The sequence below is a fragment of the Microcoleus sp. Pol12B4 genome (assembly GCF_036701385.1).
GTDB lineage: Bacteria > Cyanobacteriota > Cyanobacteriia > Cyanobacteriales > Microcoleaceae > Microcoleus.
This window is the reverse complement of sequence record NZ_JAUBQR010000019.1, coordinates 1-16,231: the sequence shown is the minus strand read 5'-3', so window position 1 is coordinate 16,231 and position 16,231 is coordinate 1. Positions and strand designations below refer to the sequence as shown.

Below are 16,231 nucleotides of genomic sequence, written 5' to 3'. Positions count from 1 at the left end.
CCGACTGTAACAAACCAGACGACAGCGGAGTAGTAAAACCGATCAACTACTACAGTTTAAAATGGTCTTGGAACGAGCGGAAAGATTGGGCGGTTATCGACCAAGCCGCAGCAGTTTTGTCAGATTCTAGCAATCAATCGCGGATGATTGACTTAGAAGGAACAAAAGCTATGGTGTGTTTAGATAACCTGCCGGCACAGCAAGTTGCCTGCTTGATGGCTGCTCACGCTAGCGGTGAAAGCGATGCTATTGCTTTGAATTCCAACGGCGCTATGTCGCTACCGCCAGCCGAAGACCAATTAACTGCTGACTTGTTCTAATTTTGTTGTAAAGGCGCGATTTAATCGCGCCTTTACCATAACTGTTACCACAGACTGAAATGAAGAAATTAACCAACCTGAAAACCAAACCAAACCTGCAAGAAAGCCGTTTGAAAGAGAATCTTGAGCTGCTAGACCAAATTCGGACAGACGCAGTTAACGACATCGAAAGTCTCACCGAAGACTTCCAACACATGACTTTAGTTGCCGAATCAGTCCAGCGGAATTACCGAGCTTTGTTAGCCGAAAATCAATTGCTAAAAGGTACACTTTTGAGTATAATTGATGAGTGCGATTGCAGGGAAGGAAATCGGTGCGATCGCTGCTGGAAAATTCTCAAAACTCTAGCCAGCGCCAATCCCGAAGAAAAATCCGATGCCGCCAGAAAATACCAAGCCATTCTCAGCCAACTCCGCAACTCACAATAACTAAAAACATCTCACTCAAAAGTCTCGAAAAGTTAGAATCAGGAGTAAAAGCATTATGACACTAGCACCTGCCAAAGATAGCAAAGCCCAAATTTTGCAAAACTTTCAGCAGATTTTAGCCGACAAAAAAAAGATCGAATCCAAAGTCGAAACCAAAGAACAGTCAGCCGAAAAAGCCAAAAACAAACAAGTCCTCGAAGTCGCTTCCACCTACACAATTGACAGCATCGTCAAAGGCTTGGCAGACTTGCAATTAGATTTCGGCAGCATCACCAGCGGACTTTCGGAAAAACTGAAGGCGGAATCTTCAAAATTAGACGAATTAAAACGCGCGATCGAAATTGAAGCCGAACAATTGCAAGAGTTGCAGCAAATCAGAGTTGTAGCAGACGCCCTCCACATTTTAACTCAAGAGCACCGAGAAAAATTGACCCTGCTGGAACAAAACGCTGCTAACCAACGCGAAATTCTAGAAAAAGACACGACCCAAAAACGCAAGGTTTGGGAAAAAGAACAACAAGAATTTGATGTAGCATTTCAAGAAGAGACTGCACTCATAACTAAAAAGCGCCAGGAAGAAACAGCCGATTACCAATACGAATTACAGCGCACCCGCAAAATCGAAACCGACGAATACGAAGAAACAAAGCGTAAACTAGAACGGGATTTGCAAGAATCTACCCGCGGAAAAGAAAAAAATTGGGTGGAACGGGAAAAAGTCCTCAGCGACAATCAAGCGGAGTTTGAAGAGAATCAAAGAAAAGCCGCCGGATTTGAAGAAGAACTAAAACAGGCTTATGTCAAAGCCAAAGAAGAAGCAATTCAAGAAGTTTCCCGCGAAGCTAAAGTCAAGGCAGATTTAGTGGATAAAGAATGGGAAGGAAGCAAGCAAGGATATGAATTGAAAGTCCAATCTTTACAGCAGACAATTGGGCGACAAACCGAACAAATCGCCGAAATTTCCGCGCAACTGCAAGCCACGATGAAGCAAGCGCAAGATTTGGCAATGAAAGCTTTTGCCAGCAAAGCTTAAAACCCAGTAGGGTGTGCAATACACACCTTACGAAAAATGACAGAAATTTTCCACGCTATTAAGAAATGAAAAGTCATGAACAAAAAAGTTAGCGACAAAAGCACCAAGGCTGAAATCTTAGAAGCGTACAAGGAAGCAGCGCAAGAAAAAGCGCAGCTAGAATCGCAAATCAAAGTGTTAAACGCTTCCCAAAAGCAAACAGCAGTCCCAGAAAAACCTATTGTGGAGGCACCAAAACCAATGGCTTTAACTGAAAATCCACAAAAAATGCAGTCCACAATCGACAATTTGATTTTGCTGCAATTTGGCTTTGGTGGCGCTGTCAGCGAGTTGTCTGAAAAATTAACCTCGGAAGCTGCTAAAGTCGAAGAATTGCGGCGCACTGTGGGCGAGGAAATTCAACAACTGCAAGAGTTGCACAGTTTAGAAGATGTTGCAGAAGATACGCTGGACACTTTAATTCAACAGTACGAAGAAAGCGCGAAAACTTTTGCTGGCGAACTCAGCGAACAGCGCGAAACTGTTGAACAGGAATTGTTGGAACGCCGGCAAGCTTGGGAAAAAGAGCAGGAACTGCAAAAGTTGGCCGTTAAAGAACGCAATGAGCATCACCAAAAAGCTCGCGAGCGAGATGAAGAGTTGTATGATTATGATTTGAATCTTCAGCGAAATCTGGACATCGAAGAATACCAACAACGCCAGAAAAGGCTGTATCAAGAAATCGAAGAGTTTCAGCAAGAACAGGAGAAACAGTGGGCGGAACGCGAAAAATCTATTTCGGAACGAGAAAAACTTTATACTGAGGTGAAAGCAAAGGTAGAAGCTTTCCCGAAAGAACTGGAAGCTAATATCAAGAACGGGAAAGATAATGGCCGCAATATTGGCAATTACCAAGCTAAAGTTAAGGCTGATTTGTGGGCTAAAGATGTAGAAGGGCAAAAGCAAAATTATGAACTGCAAATTCAAGGGATGTTGCAGACAATTCAAAATCAAGATGCGCGCCTTGCTAGCTTGTCGAAACAACTGGATTCTGCTTTAAAACAGGTTCAAGATTTGGCGGTGAAGGCGATTGAGGGTTCATCGAATTTGAGTTCTTTCCAAGCAGTCAGGGAAATTGCGATCGAACAAGCGAAGACTCAACAGAAAAATAAGTAGATCAGACTCGGCGGTTAAAAGAGACTGTGGGCGAATTTAAAAATGGTTTTACCCTTCACCCTAAAAATAGTGGATCGGGACTAAAAATTTAATTAACCATATAGCTATTAAGTAGTCAGAGTGAAACCCAATGCTGTATTCCAGATGTGAGGAGTAACACCCTTGGCAAATTCGCCCACAGTCTCTTTCAATCGCCGAATCCCTCGCCCGCCGTTAATCAAGGTTAATATAGGATTTGAGGGCGATCGATACTACAATGCCATTAAAAGCCGCATCGCTTCTGTCTGAAATGCTACACGAGTTGAAAATAATGACAGATCCGTGGCAAGATTAAGGGAATGTTAAGTTATGCGACGCTTTCGCAAACAAGATTTCCCGCTGAAACTGTCCCCCTAACCCACCTTCCCCATTAGGAACCCACCCATCTATGATTCCCAACCATTCCTTCGCGGCTGACGAGCATTCTAGCAAACCCGACAAGCCCGAGGAAGCTTGTGGTGTTTTCGGTATCTACGCACCGGGTGAAGATGTCGCCAAGTTGACCTACTTCGGTTTGTATGCCTTGCAGCACCGGGGTCAGGAATCAGCAGGAATTGCTACCTTTGACGGTGAAAAAGTCCACCTGCACAAAGATATGGGACTGGTTTCCCAAGTCTTCAACGAATCGAGTTTAGGTCACTTGCCTGGTAACTTAGCCGTAGGCCACACTCGCTACTCTACTACGGGCTCCTCGCGCGTGGTCAACGCTCAGCCTGTGGTTGTCAAAACTCGTTTGGGAAGTCTGGCGTTAGCACATAACGGGAATCTTGTCAATACCAAAGAATTGCGGGAAGAATTGCTTTCTAGGAAGTGCGAATTTGTCAGCACGACGGATTCAGAGGCGATCGCAGTGGCGATCGGTTCCGAGGTAGATAAGGGTAAAGACTGGCTGGAAGCAGCGATCAGCGCCTTTGCTATGTGCCAAGGAGCTTTTAGTTTGACCATCGCCACCCCCAAAGGCGTGATGGGAGTCCGCGACCCCCACGGCGTCCGCCCGTTGGTAATTGGCATCCTCCCCACAACTCCGGTACGATACGTTTTAGCATCGGAAACTTGTGGTTTGGATATTATCGGTGCTGAATTTTTGCGGGACGTAGAACCGGGAGAATTAGTTTGGATTACAGAGGAAGGTATGGCTTCCTTCCACTGGAGTCAGCAACAAAAGCGCAAACTTTGCATCTTTGAAATGATCTATTTTGCTCGACCCGATAGCCAGATGGAAGGTGAAAGTTTGTACAGCTACCGCCTGCGGATCGGGCGTTTGTTAGCAGCAGAATCTCCGGCTGATGCGGATATAGTCATCGGCGTTCCCGATTCTGGAATCCCGGCGGCGATCGGTTTTTCTCAAACTTCCGGCATTCCTTACGCCGAAGGATTGATTAAAAATCGCTACGTCGGGCGCACTTTTATTCAACCGACTCAGACAATGCGGGAGTCAGGAATCCGCATGAAACTCAACCCTCTTAAAGATGTGTTGGAAGGAAAGCGGGTAATCATTATCGACGATTCGATCGTGCGCGGCACAACCAGCCGCAAAATCGTCAAAGCATTGCGGGATGCGGGTGCAACCGCCGTCCACATGAGAATTTCCTCACCGCCAGTGACTCATCCTTGTTTCTACGGGATAGACACCGACAATCAAGATCAGTTGATTGCTGCTACTAAGTCAGTTGCAGAAATCGGTGCCCAAATTGGGGTGGATTCTTTGGCTTTCTTGAGTTGGGATGGAATGCTGAGGGCGACTAACGAAGACCCGATGAGTTTTTGTTCGGCGTGTTTCACCGGTGATTATCCGATCGACGTTCCAGAAGTGGTAAAACGGTCTAAGCTCATATTAGAAAAAGCTGGAACCTAGAAAATCAAAAATAGAGAAAGCGATCGCCCGTAACTTTCGGCAATTTAGGGATTTTCCAGTTTTTCTGGTAAGTCATTGCCAGAATGTGTGTAGAAATGTTACATTAACTTAGTTTTAGCAATTCTTGCAGAATTTGTGAACTGTAGTGAACAGTCGGTTGGGTAGAACTTGCGTGACACCCAAAACTCTGATTGGAGATTGGAGATTTGTCCTAAAATCTAAAATCGCCAATCTAAAATCGATGGGCTTTTCCCTATACACTCGTTCACAATTTTTGCTCGAAACGCTGTATGCTACCTGCAGCCTGGAGGTAGTTCCTCCAGATGTCCACTCTCAGATTGAAGTCGCATTTCGCACCTACAACGGGCACATGAGATTTTTTCAGATAACAGGGTCGATCGCACTAATTTTTCCCATACAAGTATTCCACAAGCCAACTTGCTTGAGAATCGCGGACGGGCTATTCATGCGAACTAAAGCACTTTAGAAACCCTTGCAGATTAAAAATATGGCTCCTTGCAGGTTGAATGTTACTTCACCTGCACAGAGATACAAGCCCCCGACTCATGTCGGGTAGAGCCAAAAAATTTAGATCTTAGTTAAGTTCCCAAATTAATCTGTGGAGTGAATCTAAAATCTAAAATCTAAAATCTAAAATCGATTGACTGTTAAAAGAAGGCGGAATGCGGTTTCTCAAGTCAGCTTAAATCGGAAACTTCGTGCAATCAAATACTGTTCTCAATCCCGCGAGCAATCAAGGCTCATCCTCTCGTACAGCAGAGTTACCTTTTACTCTTCAAGATATCAAGGCAGCCATTCCAGCCCACTGTTTTGAGCCCTCGGCATGGAAATCTCTGGCTTATTTCTTTTTAGATATTGGCATCATCGCAGGTTTGTATGCGATCGCCTACACCTTAGATTCGTGGCTTTTTTACCCAATCTTTTGGTTGATGCAGGGAACCATGTTTTGGGCATTGTTTGTAGTGGGCCACGACTGCGGACACGGTTCATTTTCTAAGAGCAAATGGCTCAACAACCTGATCGGACACCTCTCGCACGCTCCAATTCTCGTGCCCTTCCACGGTTGGCGGATCAGTCACAGAACCCACCACGCAAATACAGGCAGCTTAGATAACGATGAAAGCTGGTATCCGGTATCGGAGAGCAAATACAATCAAATGCCTTGGTACGAAAAGCTGGGACGCTTTTATTTGATGTTATTTGCCTATCCAATTTATCTATTTCGGCGATCGCCCGATCGGGCAGGTTCTCACTTCATGCCCGGTAGCCCGATTTTCCGTCCGTCCGAAAAATGGGATGTGTTGACGAGTTCCGCATCCTTGGTACTGATGGTAGGCTTTTTAGGCGCGCTAACCTATCAGTTTGGTTGGCTGTTTTTACTCAAGTTTTACTTGGTTCCCTATGTAGTGTTCGTGATGTGGCTGGATTTGGTCACATTCCTGCACCACACAGAAGCCGATATTCCTTGGTATCGCGGTAATGATTGGTATTTCTTGAAAGGTGCATTGTCTACGATCGATCGCGACTACGGAATCATCAATTCCATCCATCACGATATCGGCACCCACGTAGCCCACCATATTTTCTCGACAATGCCGCATTATCACTTGAAGGAAGCAACGGAAGCAATTAAACCAGTGTTGGGCGATTATTATCGCAAGTCAACCGATCCAATTTGGAAGAGCTTTATTCGCTCTTACTGGGATTGTCATTTTGTCTCCGATACAGGTTCTGGAGTTTACTACGAATCACCTAACAGTCGGCGATCGCCTGAAGTTAAGTAGCTCAAATAAACAATAGAATACGTAAAAACTCGGCTTCTTAAAGAAACCGAGTTTTTCATTTTCGGGCGTGTTTGATAAAATGTTCCACATTTAACCTGCATATTTGGAGCAGGCTTTCTGACCCATTCCACAAGAACTTTAAGAATTTCAAAATGCAAACTAAATATTTTTTAGCTGATGCTGGCGACTGACATGAACACAATAGATTTGCATTGCTTTTCCAAGAAATCTCAATTCCTTCAATTATCTGTGTTTATCTGCCTTACATCTGCGGTTTATCGCCCGAAGACTTATTCAATATTGTCTAATAAAAGAGGTTTGTAAGTTGTGGAGCATTTAATTTGTCTGCTTATATTTATGGCAAATCTTGTGGGTAGACACCAGCTCCGCCCAAAAGTTACAAACTAAATAGACAACAGACATAATATTACAGATTACCTTTAAGCCCGATCGCCGTGATAATAGTCCACGCATCCACCAACAGCAGCAGCAGCGTACAGAAGAGCAAAATAAGATACATCCAAGGCTGCGACAAAGGACGAACATCTCTAGTATCAATACCTGTTTTTGCTTCCACCAAACCGACTAATTTAGCAAATCCAGCCACCCGCATTGGCAACAAATAACCTTCACCCGAATGACTCAAAAAATAGTAAACTAAACCTCCTTGACCAGTCGATCGAGGTTTGAGAGCTTTTACCTCAGTCCAAGGTAGCGACCAACCCTTGCGAAAAAAACGCGGAAACCACTTGGGATAGCTGACTTCAATCCCTTCCTCGCTCAAAATTACCCTTTCACTGAGCACGCCGTACAGGCCCACAGCGCCAACAACAATTCCCGCCCAAAGTGCGGCAGGGGGAACGGGTGCTTTCGTTACTTCCGACAAAAACGGCAATGGAATTGTCAGGGCTGTGTACAAGCTCAACAGCGTGATTCTAATCAGGGGAGAAAGCCGGAAGACCGCTGGCTCAAATACTGGAGCAGAAGATGGGGAAAGGGCGATCGGTTGTGCTGACATGGCTGAATTCGAGAAGCTGTGTAATGCTATTTTTGCACAGTTGTCGATCCCGCCAACAAAACTCAGGGAAGTACGAAAAACCAGACAATCTTTGCAGTCGGGAGTTTTGATCTAAAATTCATTTCACAAACTTTGATTCTTAAGTGTTGAGTTTTTAACGCTTTGCTGAAGTTGGAATTTTGAGCGCGGAGTTATCAATTCACTGACAATTTATAACTCAAAACTCACAACTCCGATTAATCGACGGCGGTTAGTGCCGGTACAGTCAAAGGTTCTGAGATTTCTCGGGATTTGGGGCGGCCGGCCATTGCTGTTCGATCGCCCTGAACTGCCTCTGGCGATCTGCTAGGATTGACGTTTGAGTAGGGGCCTTCGTTAATCTGCAAGCGATCGCAAGGAATTTTATCCGACAAAATTGCACTAGCCATCATCCCGGTGTGAATTTCCAATGCTGCGGCCGGCATCGCTTCAAACACTAAGCGCTGTCCGGGAAACACCACTCGTTCAAAGTACCAGTTAGGAATGTTGGCGATGCGAGCAATCTGAATCTGACTGGTGGCGTTGACGTAGCAGCACAGAATCTTGCTGTCGGTGTCTGAGGGTACGGGGTCAAGAATTTGAGCCATAACTGCTGAGGGAGCCTTGCCTAAAAGTTTTAGTTATCTTCTCAGGCTAACACTAGGCGATCCCAGCCTACTGTAAAGCCGACTACCAACTCCCTTACACATTAGAGACCGATCGCGCGAAAATTTGTATTTAGCCGGATAAATACGTGATTTTTGACTCTCTGCTGAGATTTTCGGTCAAAATACGCTGTATTTACTTAAAAAGTAGCTTTTTCCTACTGCTGTTGGCGATCGATACCAACAAGCTCGGCCTTGATCCCAATAGAAAAATTTAAGAATATTTAATGTCAAATTGCGAAAATTAGACATATTGTAAAGTTATATTAAAAGAATATTAACATAGCTGAAAAAGTTCCACTTTAGGATATGGCAATCATGGAAAACCGAGAAAACCGAGTCCTGTACGTTCGCCTCCCTTGCAATCCTATTTTCCCGATCGGAGTTGTGTATCTTTCGGATCACGTACACAAGCTGTTTCCCGATGTCGAACAGCGCATTTTCGATTTAGGTGCCGTACCCCCCCTAGATTTCGCTAAAGCTTTAGATGCCAGCATAGACGAGTTTAAGCCGACTCTGCTGGTTTTCTCTTGGCGGGACATTCAAATTTATGCGCCCGTGGGCGGCAGGGGCGGCAATCCGTTGCAAAATGCCTTCGAGTTTTACTACGCCAAAAATCCGCTGATCAAGTTCCGGGGAGCACTCGGAGGACTGCGTTTAGCCGCGTCTTACTACACCGAACTCTGGCGCAATTTGGGACTGATTAAGCGCGGATTGAAGCGGGCCCGGAAATACCGCCCCGAAGCTCGTGCAGTGGTCGGCGGTGGTGCTGTGAGCGTGTTTTACGAGCAGTTGGGACGCAGTTTGCCGGCCGGAACAGTGGTTTCGGTGGGGGAAGGCGAAGCTTTGCTGGAGAAGTTGATTAAGGGCGAAGATTTGGCCGAGGAAAGATGTTATGTGGTGGGAGAAACCGTCCCGCGCGCGAAGCTAATTCACGAAAAACCAGCCAACATCGAAAAAACTGCTTGCGACTATAACTACATCGAAACCATTTGGCCGGAATTTTCCTATTATCTACAAGATATGGACTTCTACGTCGGAGTCCAAACCAAACGCGGCTGTCCTCATAATTGCTGTTACTGCATTTATACGGTGATTGAAGGCAAGCAAGTGCGGATCAATCCGGCGGATGAGGTGGTGGCGGAGATTCGGCAATTGTACGATCGAGGTATTCGCAATTTCTGGTTTACCGACGCTCAATTTATCCCAGCACGCAAATTCATCGATGATGCGATCGAATTATTGCAAAAAATCATCGCCGCCGGCATGACTGACATACACTGGGCCGCTTACATCCGTGCGGACAATCTCACACCCGAGTTGTGCGATTTGATGGTAAAAACGGGGATGAATTACTTTGAAATCGGCATCACCAGCGGTTCCCAGGAACTGGTTCGTAAAATGCGGATGGGCTACAACTTGCGAGTAGTTTTGGAAAATTGTCGCGATTTAAAAGCAGCGGGTTACAACGATGTGGTTTCCGTGAATTACTCGTTTAACGTCATTGACGAAACCTTTGAAACCATCCGGCAAACTATTGCTTATCACCGAGAATTAGAGCGGATTTTTGGAGCAGATAAAGTAGAACCAGCTATTTTCTTTATCGGACTGCAGCCGCACACAATTTTGGAAGAATACGCCTTTAAACAGGAGATTCTGCAACCTGGTTACGATCCGATGAGTTTGATGCCTTGGACAGCGCGCAAGTTGCTGTGGAATCCCGAGCCTTTGGGTTCGTTTTTCGGGCAAATTTGTTTAGAAGCTTGGCAGCGTAATTCCAATGATTTCGGCCGCGAAGTGATGGCAATTTTGGAGGAAAAACTCGGCTTTGCAGATTTGGAAGAGGCATTAACCGCGCCTGTGGAAATCAAAGACAAACAGTTGGCAGCAGTTAATTAATTACCAGGTTCGCAGTCAGGACGAAGGTTATCTAAAAAATGGGAAATGGGAGGAAAAATGTATCTTCTGTTTCCCTTTTTAATATTGACTAAATAGCTAAGCGCAAATAAACATTACCCTGTAACTGAGTCAGTTCGCGATCGCCCGGGGGGCTAGAAACCTGGTTTATAGGAAAATCAAAGGTTTAGTAACGAGAAATATATGAATAAACCCGGTTTCTCTGATCGGCGTGAACAAGTCATAAAATCTTAAAAATGTCCTCAATGCAAGAGATTGCTTTCCTTCGATCGCATTGACATACTTGTGTATTTTCACTGGTGTAAGGTGCACAGTTCGCACCTTACTTAAACCGACGGTATACCCTGTTCCTGCATCGTTTCACTTCTGATATTAAATATTATTAATATCCAGCAAAGATCGCTTAAGATATAATTATATAGTTAAAACCAGGAGTGGCAAGATGTTTTATAAAGATATAGTTAAGAGTCTTAAAGGAGTAGTTCTAGTTATGGCAGGCATTAGTGCGATTCCCTACCCTTTGGGAACCCCTGCGGGGAACGGGATAGCTTCGCTTCACAGCTTTTTGACCGCTTCAGCACAAGCAACTGCATTAAATGAACCGATTGGGAAAGTTCCGGCGATCGCACCCAACACTTTGGGCAATAATCAACCGCTGCAAATTGCTCAAGTTGAGGGATGTCCGAGGGCCGAAATGGTGCAATCTTTCGCAACGCCAAACTTTTCTATATACATTTGCAAAACCCAGGAAGGCGATATTTTTTACCGCGGCCTCAGCAAAATAAATGGCAGCCAAATCAATGTCATGCAAGTAACTACAGGTGACGACGGAACTTATGAAGCGACTAACGGCAATATTATCTATTCGATTAACCCCCAACGGCTGCAAGTCCGGCAGAATGGTAAGGTAATTTTGACCGAAGGTGTTATCAAGTAGCACTAATTGTTATCCACGATCCATCCTCTAAATTTAGGGTTTATTTTATTTAAGTGAAAAATTCAATACCAGCAAAAATATATTGATTCCTTAATAATCAAAGAGAATCAGTGGTAACGGTTATAAAATTGACTAACTTTTATTCAAATACCTCTCAATCAGGACGATCGCCACAATATCGTCCACCGGTCTCGGCGGCGTCCGCATTCCCTTCGGAATCAAGCGGTCGAGTCCGGTCGGAGGGTACATTTGCCAGTAGCGTTCCCTCGCTTCTAAACTGCTGTACCTCTCGTCAACCTGAACAATTTTGAGCGCAGGCGACAAACTCTGCATCAGTTTTTGTTTCCAACTTTTAGAAGTCGTTTGATCTCCGAGCACCAATAACTCAATGGGAAACTGTTCGCACAAAGATTGAATAGTAGAAATTGCACTCTCGGAGGGTACAACTTGATGGTAGCAGACCTTCTTATCTCTACCCATTACAGCTATGCCACATTTGTCTTTACCTGGATCGAAACCTAAAATCATAGCCAGTTACCTATTATTAATTACCAAGTTTATTTTTGAATTTTCAAATCTCCTGGACCTGGTTTTTGTTGTCCCGTGCGGAAAACAACGGCTCCGTTTTCAAGGGCAACTAAATCTATTTTAAGCGGGCCGGCGATGTAAGTGACATCTGTGGCGATCGCCTGAACGTCCAGCGGTTTGTCGTACTGCTGCAATCGCTCGATAAAACCAGCTAAAGTTTCAATCTCATTGTCGGCCACTTGAACTCTACCGCCGACAACACCGATGAGGCGAGCGCGAAATTGACAAGCTTCTATTAATTGCAGCAACTGCTGTCGCACCTGTTCGTCGGTTAATGTCACCGGATCAATAGCAACTCCTGCAATGACATCTCCAGCGCGGAACACAACTCGATTGATTTCTGCTTCTGCAAATACCTTAATTACCTTTTCTTCCCGCAGGTAATTAGCGCCGGCGACAATCCGCACCACGTAGTCTTGACCGTCTTTAATTTGACTAATGAGTTGATCGATTTCTGCTTTAGTAATTTGAATAACCTGCTCCCTAACCTTTCTATTTTCCGGCTGCATGAGTCCGACGGTGGTTTTATTTGCTTCTTGCAAAAGCCGATCGATCGCGCGACTCGCCATACCGGGTTCGAGGATGCGAACGACGCCAGCAGCTAAAATTTGACCGCGCCTGATGGCAACTGTACCCTCGCGGATTGCCTGAAAATCGCGTTCCAAAACTTGCACTTGCTGCTGCAATAAAGTTTGTTGCTGTTCGAGTTGAGCTTGTTGCTGTGCCAAGGTTTCTAAGAGTGCTTCTCTCTCGGCAATTACTTTGTCGCGCTCGACAATAGTTCGATCGCGCTCGGCCAGATTTTGCACTCGCTGGGCAATTTCCTTGTCCCGCTGGGCAATTAGTTCGTTGCGATCGACAATTTCCTTGTCCCGCTGGGCAATTTCTGCGTCTCGCTTGGCAATTTCTCGATCGCGCTGGGCAATTTGAGTTTTTACCTGCTCGATTAACTGTTGGCGTTCCTCTTGCAGTTGGGCGATTTCCGCTCCTAAAGTCGTTTTTTGAGCAGAAACTGTTTTCAATTGGTTCTCGGTGCGATCGAGCTGAGCTTGTGTAGTCGATCTGGCCGTTTCAACCAGTTTCAATTGTTCTTCGGTGCGGGATTTAGCCGCTTCCACAGTGCTGAGCTGTTCTTCTGTCTTAGATTTAGCCGCTTCTACCTGACTTAACTGCTGTTCAGTTTTAGACTTGGCTGCTTGCACGCTGTTGAGCTGGGCCCGCAGCGAGTTTAATTTTGTTTGCGTCCGAGCTTGCTCGGCATTAGCGGCTTGGAGGGATTGATTAATTTGCTCTAAATTCGCTCTAGCTTGCGCTTGAGCGGCTCTGGCTTGAGCTAATTCAGTTTCAACTCGATTTTTTTCTTGAGTGGCCTGGTTGATTTCTCTGCGGGCGTTGTTGAGCCTTTTTTGAATCTCGTCTATTCTAAAAACTCCCGTTCGCAGTGGCTTGCTAGTCGCAAACAAAATGCCCAGAGTCAGTGCTGACAGGATGCTGCCAGCCATCACTGTCACAACAACAGCAGTATCGCGGGGGCGAAGTTTGAATAAGCTCAACCTTGCCTTGCCGACTTTCGTCCCAAGGCGATCGCTGACAGTGGCGATCACACCCCCCAACACTAAAATTACAAATACCAGGATGTATCCAGCAGTCATTCCGATTTTAGATTTTGGATTTTGGATTTTGGATTGAATCTAAAATCCAAAATCCAAAATCCCATACTTTCTCGGCATCAAGTGAATTGCTGGCTTAAGGCCACCGGGTTGTGGACTGTGATCTTTTTCTTGTGGATCGAGATCATGGTTTCTTGTCTGAGATCCCCGAGCAAACGAGTCACAGTTACCCGCGTCGAGCCGATCGCTTCGGCGATCGCCTGGTGGGACAGCTTCAAATCTATCGTAATCCCCTCCGTACCGGGCACGCCAAAATCCCGGCACAGAATCAGCAAAAAGCTGACGAGCCTCGAACCCATATCTCGGTGAGCCAGGGTTTCGATCATCATCTCGGTTTGCAAAATCCGAGATGACAGTCCCCGTAGCATCACCATCGACAGTTCCGGGTCTTCCTTGAGCGCTTTCTCGACTTGTTCGATCGGCAGCGAGATCAATTCCACCGGCGTAAAGGCTACCGCGTGGTAAAACCTGTCCGAGCGGTGTCCCGTAATCAGAGACAGCACCCCAAATACGCTATTTTCGCGTAGGAGGGCGACTGTAATTTCTTCCCCTGCTTCGTACACCCTGGAGAGCTTCACAGCACCTCTAATGAGAACGTAGACGCGCTCAGCCGGGTCTCCAGGGAAAAAAATTGTCTTGCCCCGTTCAAAGGTTTCCACAATGGGTGGAAACGCCCCGCCGCTGATTTGGCGGAACACGGCTGCTAGCGGTCTATCATGCGTCACGACTAGATCCTTTGTACTAATCAATACTTTATAACTTGCCGATTAACCTTTATTGAGTAAATATACTGCCCAACCTCCAATATCCAAGGATTCGGTTACTTCCATCTAATGTTAAGGTAAACACGCACTGTATGATTAAATCTAGCCCTTCTCTTAACTTTTTCAATTCCGCCCCCATGTAGCTCCACAGCAAAATTAATATCAATTGTGTCTCAATTGTGTCTGAATCAGTTAAAGCTGAATCAGTTGTGTCTAAACTGGCGGGGTTGTCGCAGAGAGCCAATGAGAACGGTGCTAGTTGCTTCTAGAAGAAATACAGATGATAGATTTGACCGGAAAAAATGCTCTTGTTACGGGCATTGCCAACAATCGCTCGATCGCGTGGGGTATAGCTCAGCAGCTCCACAAAGCTGGGGCCAACCTCGGCATAACTTTTTTGAAGGACGAGAAAGGCAAGCACGAGCGCAAAGTCGCTGAACTGGTGGAACCGCTCAATCCCAGTCTGTATTTGCCCTGCAATGTCCAAGACGAGAGCGAAATTGAGTCTACTTTTCAAACCATCGCGGAAAAATGGGGCAAGTTAGATGTCCTAATCCACTGTCTGGCTTTTGCCGGCAAAGACGAGTTGTCGGGAGATTTCACCAACACTTCGCGCCAAGGTTTCTCCAATGCTTTGGATATTAGCGCTTACTCGCTGGTACGGCTTTGTGCAGCAGCTAAACCGCTGATGGCGGAGGGTGGCAGTATTGTGACGCTGACTTATTTGGGCGGTGTCCGGGTAGTTCCTAATTATAATGTGATGGGAATTGCTAAAGCAGCTTTGGAAATGAATGTTCGCTATCTGGCAGCAGAACTGGGCCCGTTAAATATTCGGGTAAATGCGATTTCTTCGGGTCCAATTCGGACTCTGGCTTCGTCAGCAGTTGGCGGTATTCTGGACATGATCCACCACGTTGAGGAAGTGGCGCCACTGCGGCGGACGGTGACTCAGCAGGAAGTAGGAAATGCTGCGGCTTTTCTGTGCAGCAATCTCGCTAGCGGGATTACGGGTCAAGTTTTGTATGTCGATGCTGGTTACGAAATCATGGGAATGTAACAGCTTGTAAACAGTTGACAGTTGACAGTTGACAGTTGACAGTTGACAGGGAAGTTTTTAGACAGTTAACAGTTGACAAGAAGATTTGCAAACAGTCAACTGTCAATAACTGTCCGCTACAAAAGTGTTAATCCCAAATTACTAATTAATTCTAATGAATGACCCATTGCAAATTATGGAGATAATCGATCGCCCTTCTGTACCTCCTGCAACTTCAGTTCAACCAGCTAGGGCCGCCTTGGTGAAACGCACGACACTGGAAACGGATGTCACTGCTAGCCTCAATCTCGACGGTGTAGGAACTTGCAAGGCGTCTACGGGGATTCCGTTTTTAGACCATATGTTGCACCAGATTGCTTCTCACGGATTGATCGATTTGGACGTGCAGGCCATCGGTGATTTGGAGATTGATGACCACCACACGAACGAAGATGTAGGAATTACCTTGGGCCAAGCGCTAGCAAAAGCTGTTGGGGATCGATCGGGCATTTCTCGCTTCGGACATTTCATCGCACCTTTGGACGAAGCTTTAATTGAAGTAGTGCTAGATTTTTCGGGACGGCCTCACTTAAGTTACAGCTTGGAAATTCCCAACCAGCGGATCGGCACTTACGATACTGAATTAGTGAGAGAGTTTTTTTCGGCGGTGGTGAACCACACTCAAATGACACTGCACATTCGACAGTTACAGGGCGGAAATTCTCATCACATTGTAGAAGCGGCATTTAAGGCATTTGCGCGAGCTCTGCGGATGGCGGTAGAAATCGATCCGCGGCGCGCCAGTCGGATTCCGAGTTCTAAAGGGGTTTTGTAGTTTGGGGTTTGCAGTAGCGCTTCTGGGCTACTGCAAAGCTGTAAATCAAAATATATATATCTGCTATATAACAATACTCCGGACAGTTTTTAAGCAGCCAGAGTACCATAAGACAAGACTGAAGGAAGATTTGGATGATTTAAAATCA

The 16,231-nt window shown here is 45.7% G+C and carries 14 protein-coding genes and 1 pseudogene; 10 read left to right on the top strand and 5 right to left on the bottom strand.

Annotated elements, in window-relative coordinates; translation table 11 throughout:
* Nucleotides 1-11: 11 nt before the first annotated feature.
* The 6 genes and pseudogenes from QUA38_RS04725 to QUA38_RS04700 form a co-directional block, all read left to right on the top strand.
* Nucleotides 12-320: pseudogene (locus QUA38_RS04725) on the top strand (hypothetical protein); the annotation flags it as partial.
* A 59-nt stretch (nucleotides 321-379) separates the two neighbouring features.
* Complete coding sequence (locus tag QUA38_RS04720) at nucleotides 380-748, top strand: hypothetical protein (RefSeq protein WP_172189322.1); 369 nt, start codon at nucleotides 380-382, stop codon at nucleotides 746-748.
* Nucleotides 749-803: 55 nt separating this feature from the next.
* Nucleotides 804-1,781: a hypothetical protein gene (locus tag QUA38_RS04715; protein ID WP_333159640.1), complete on the top strand. Its 978-nt coding sequence runs from the start codon at nucleotides 804-806 to the stop codon at nucleotides 1,779-1,781.
* Nucleotides 1,782-1,856: 75 nt separating this feature from the next.
* On the top strand, nucleotides 1,857-2,936 hold the full coding sequence (locus QUA38_RS04710) for a hypothetical protein (protein ID WP_333159638.1): 1,080 nt from the start codon (nucleotides 1,857-1,859) through the stop codon (nucleotides 2,934-2,936).
* Between the two features lie 427 nt (nucleotides 2,937-3,363).
* A complete protein-coding gene (gene purF, locus QUA38_RS04705; protein WP_333159636.1) occupies nucleotides 3,364-4,830 on the top strand; it encodes an amidophosphoribosyltransferase in 1,467 nt (488 codons plus the stop codon).
* A gap of 719 nt (nucleotides 4,831-5,549) precedes the next feature.
* Nucleotides 5,550-6,635, top strand: a complete 1,086-nt coding sequence (locus tag QUA38_RS04700; RefSeq protein WP_333159634.1) for a DUF3474 domain-containing protein — start codon at nucleotides 5,550-5,552, stop codon at nucleotides 6,633-6,635.
* Between the two features lie 427 nt (nucleotides 6,636-7,062).
* Here the strand turns inward: QUA38_RS04700 and QUA38_RS04695 are convergent, their stop codons facing one another.
* The gene (locus QUA38_RS04695) at nucleotides 7,063-7,653 is read right to left on the bottom strand and encodes a hypothetical protein (protein WP_333159632.1); all 591 of its coding nucleotides are present in this window, start codon (nucleotides 7,651-7,653) and stop codon (nucleotides 7,063-7,065) included.
* Nucleotides 7,654-7,889: 236 nt separating this feature from the next.
* Nucleotides 7,890-8,279, bottom strand: coding sequence for a DUF1830 domain-containing protein (locus QUA38_RS04690; protein WP_333067357.1), 390 nt, complete (start codon nucleotides 8,277-8,279; stop codon nucleotides 7,890-7,892).
* A gap of 375 nt (nucleotides 8,280-8,654) precedes the next feature.
* Here QUA38_RS04690 and QUA38_RS04685 point away from each other — a divergent pair, with 375 nt between their 5' ends.
* Together QUA38_RS04685 and QUA38_RS04680 are read left to right on the top strand one after the other, a co-directional pair.
* Nucleotides 8,655-10,235: a photosystem II high light acclimation radical SAM protein gene (locus QUA38_RS04685; protein ID WP_333159630.1), complete on the top strand. Its 1,581-nt coding sequence runs from the start codon at nucleotides 8,655-8,657 to the stop codon at nucleotides 10,233-10,235.
* Between the two features lie 460 nt (nucleotides 10,236-10,695).
* A complete protein-coding gene (locus QUA38_RS04680) occupies nucleotides 10,696-11,190 on the top strand; it encodes a hypothetical protein (protein WP_333159628.1) in 495 nt (164 codons plus the stop codon).
* A 132-nt stretch (nucleotides 11,191-11,322) separates the two neighbouring features.
* Here the strand turns inward: QUA38_RS04680 and QUA38_RS04675 are convergent, their stop codons facing one another.
* The 3 genes from QUA38_RS04675 to ntcA all read right to left on the bottom strand — a co-directional run bounded on the left by QUA38_RS04675 (nucleotide 11,323) and on the right by ntcA (nucleotide 14,173).
* Complete coding sequence (locus tag QUA38_RS04675) at nucleotides 11,323-11,718, bottom strand: pre-16S rRNA-processing nuclease YqgF (protein WP_333159627.1); 396 nt, start codon at nucleotides 11,716-11,718, stop codon at nucleotides 11,323-11,325.
* 29 nt (nucleotides 11,719-11,747) lie between these two features.
* Entirely contained in the window at nucleotides 11,748-13,430 is a 1,683-nt protein-coding gene (locus QUA38_RS04670; protein WP_333159626.1) for a DUF3084 domain-containing protein, read from the bottom strand.
* A gap of 77 nt (nucleotides 13,431-13,507) precedes the next feature.
* Nucleotides 13,508-14,173, bottom strand: a complete 666-nt coding sequence (gene ntcA / locus QUA38_RS04665; protein ID WP_006634020.1) for a global nitrogen regulator NtcA — start codon at nucleotides 14,171-14,173, stop codon at nucleotides 13,508-13,510.
* Between the two features lie 319 nt (nucleotides 14,174-14,492).
* On the opposite strand from ntcA, the gene fabI reads away from it, so the two are divergent.
* Both fabI and hisB read left to right on the top strand, forming a co-directional pair.
* The gene (fabI, locus tag QUA38_RS04660; RefSeq protein WP_333076152.1) at nucleotides 14,493-15,269 is read left to right on the top strand and encodes an enoyl-ACP reductase FabI; all 777 of its coding nucleotides are present in this window, start codon (nucleotides 14,493-14,495) and stop codon (nucleotides 15,267-15,269) included.
* Nucleotides 15,270-15,444: 175 nt separating this feature from the next.
* Complete coding sequence (gene hisB, locus QUA38_RS04655; protein ID WP_333067416.1) at nucleotides 15,445-16,083, top strand: imidazoleglycerol-phosphate dehydratase HisB; 639 nt, start codon at nucleotides 15,445-15,447, stop codon at nucleotides 16,081-16,083.
* Nucleotides 16,084-16,231: the final 148 nt, after the last annotated feature.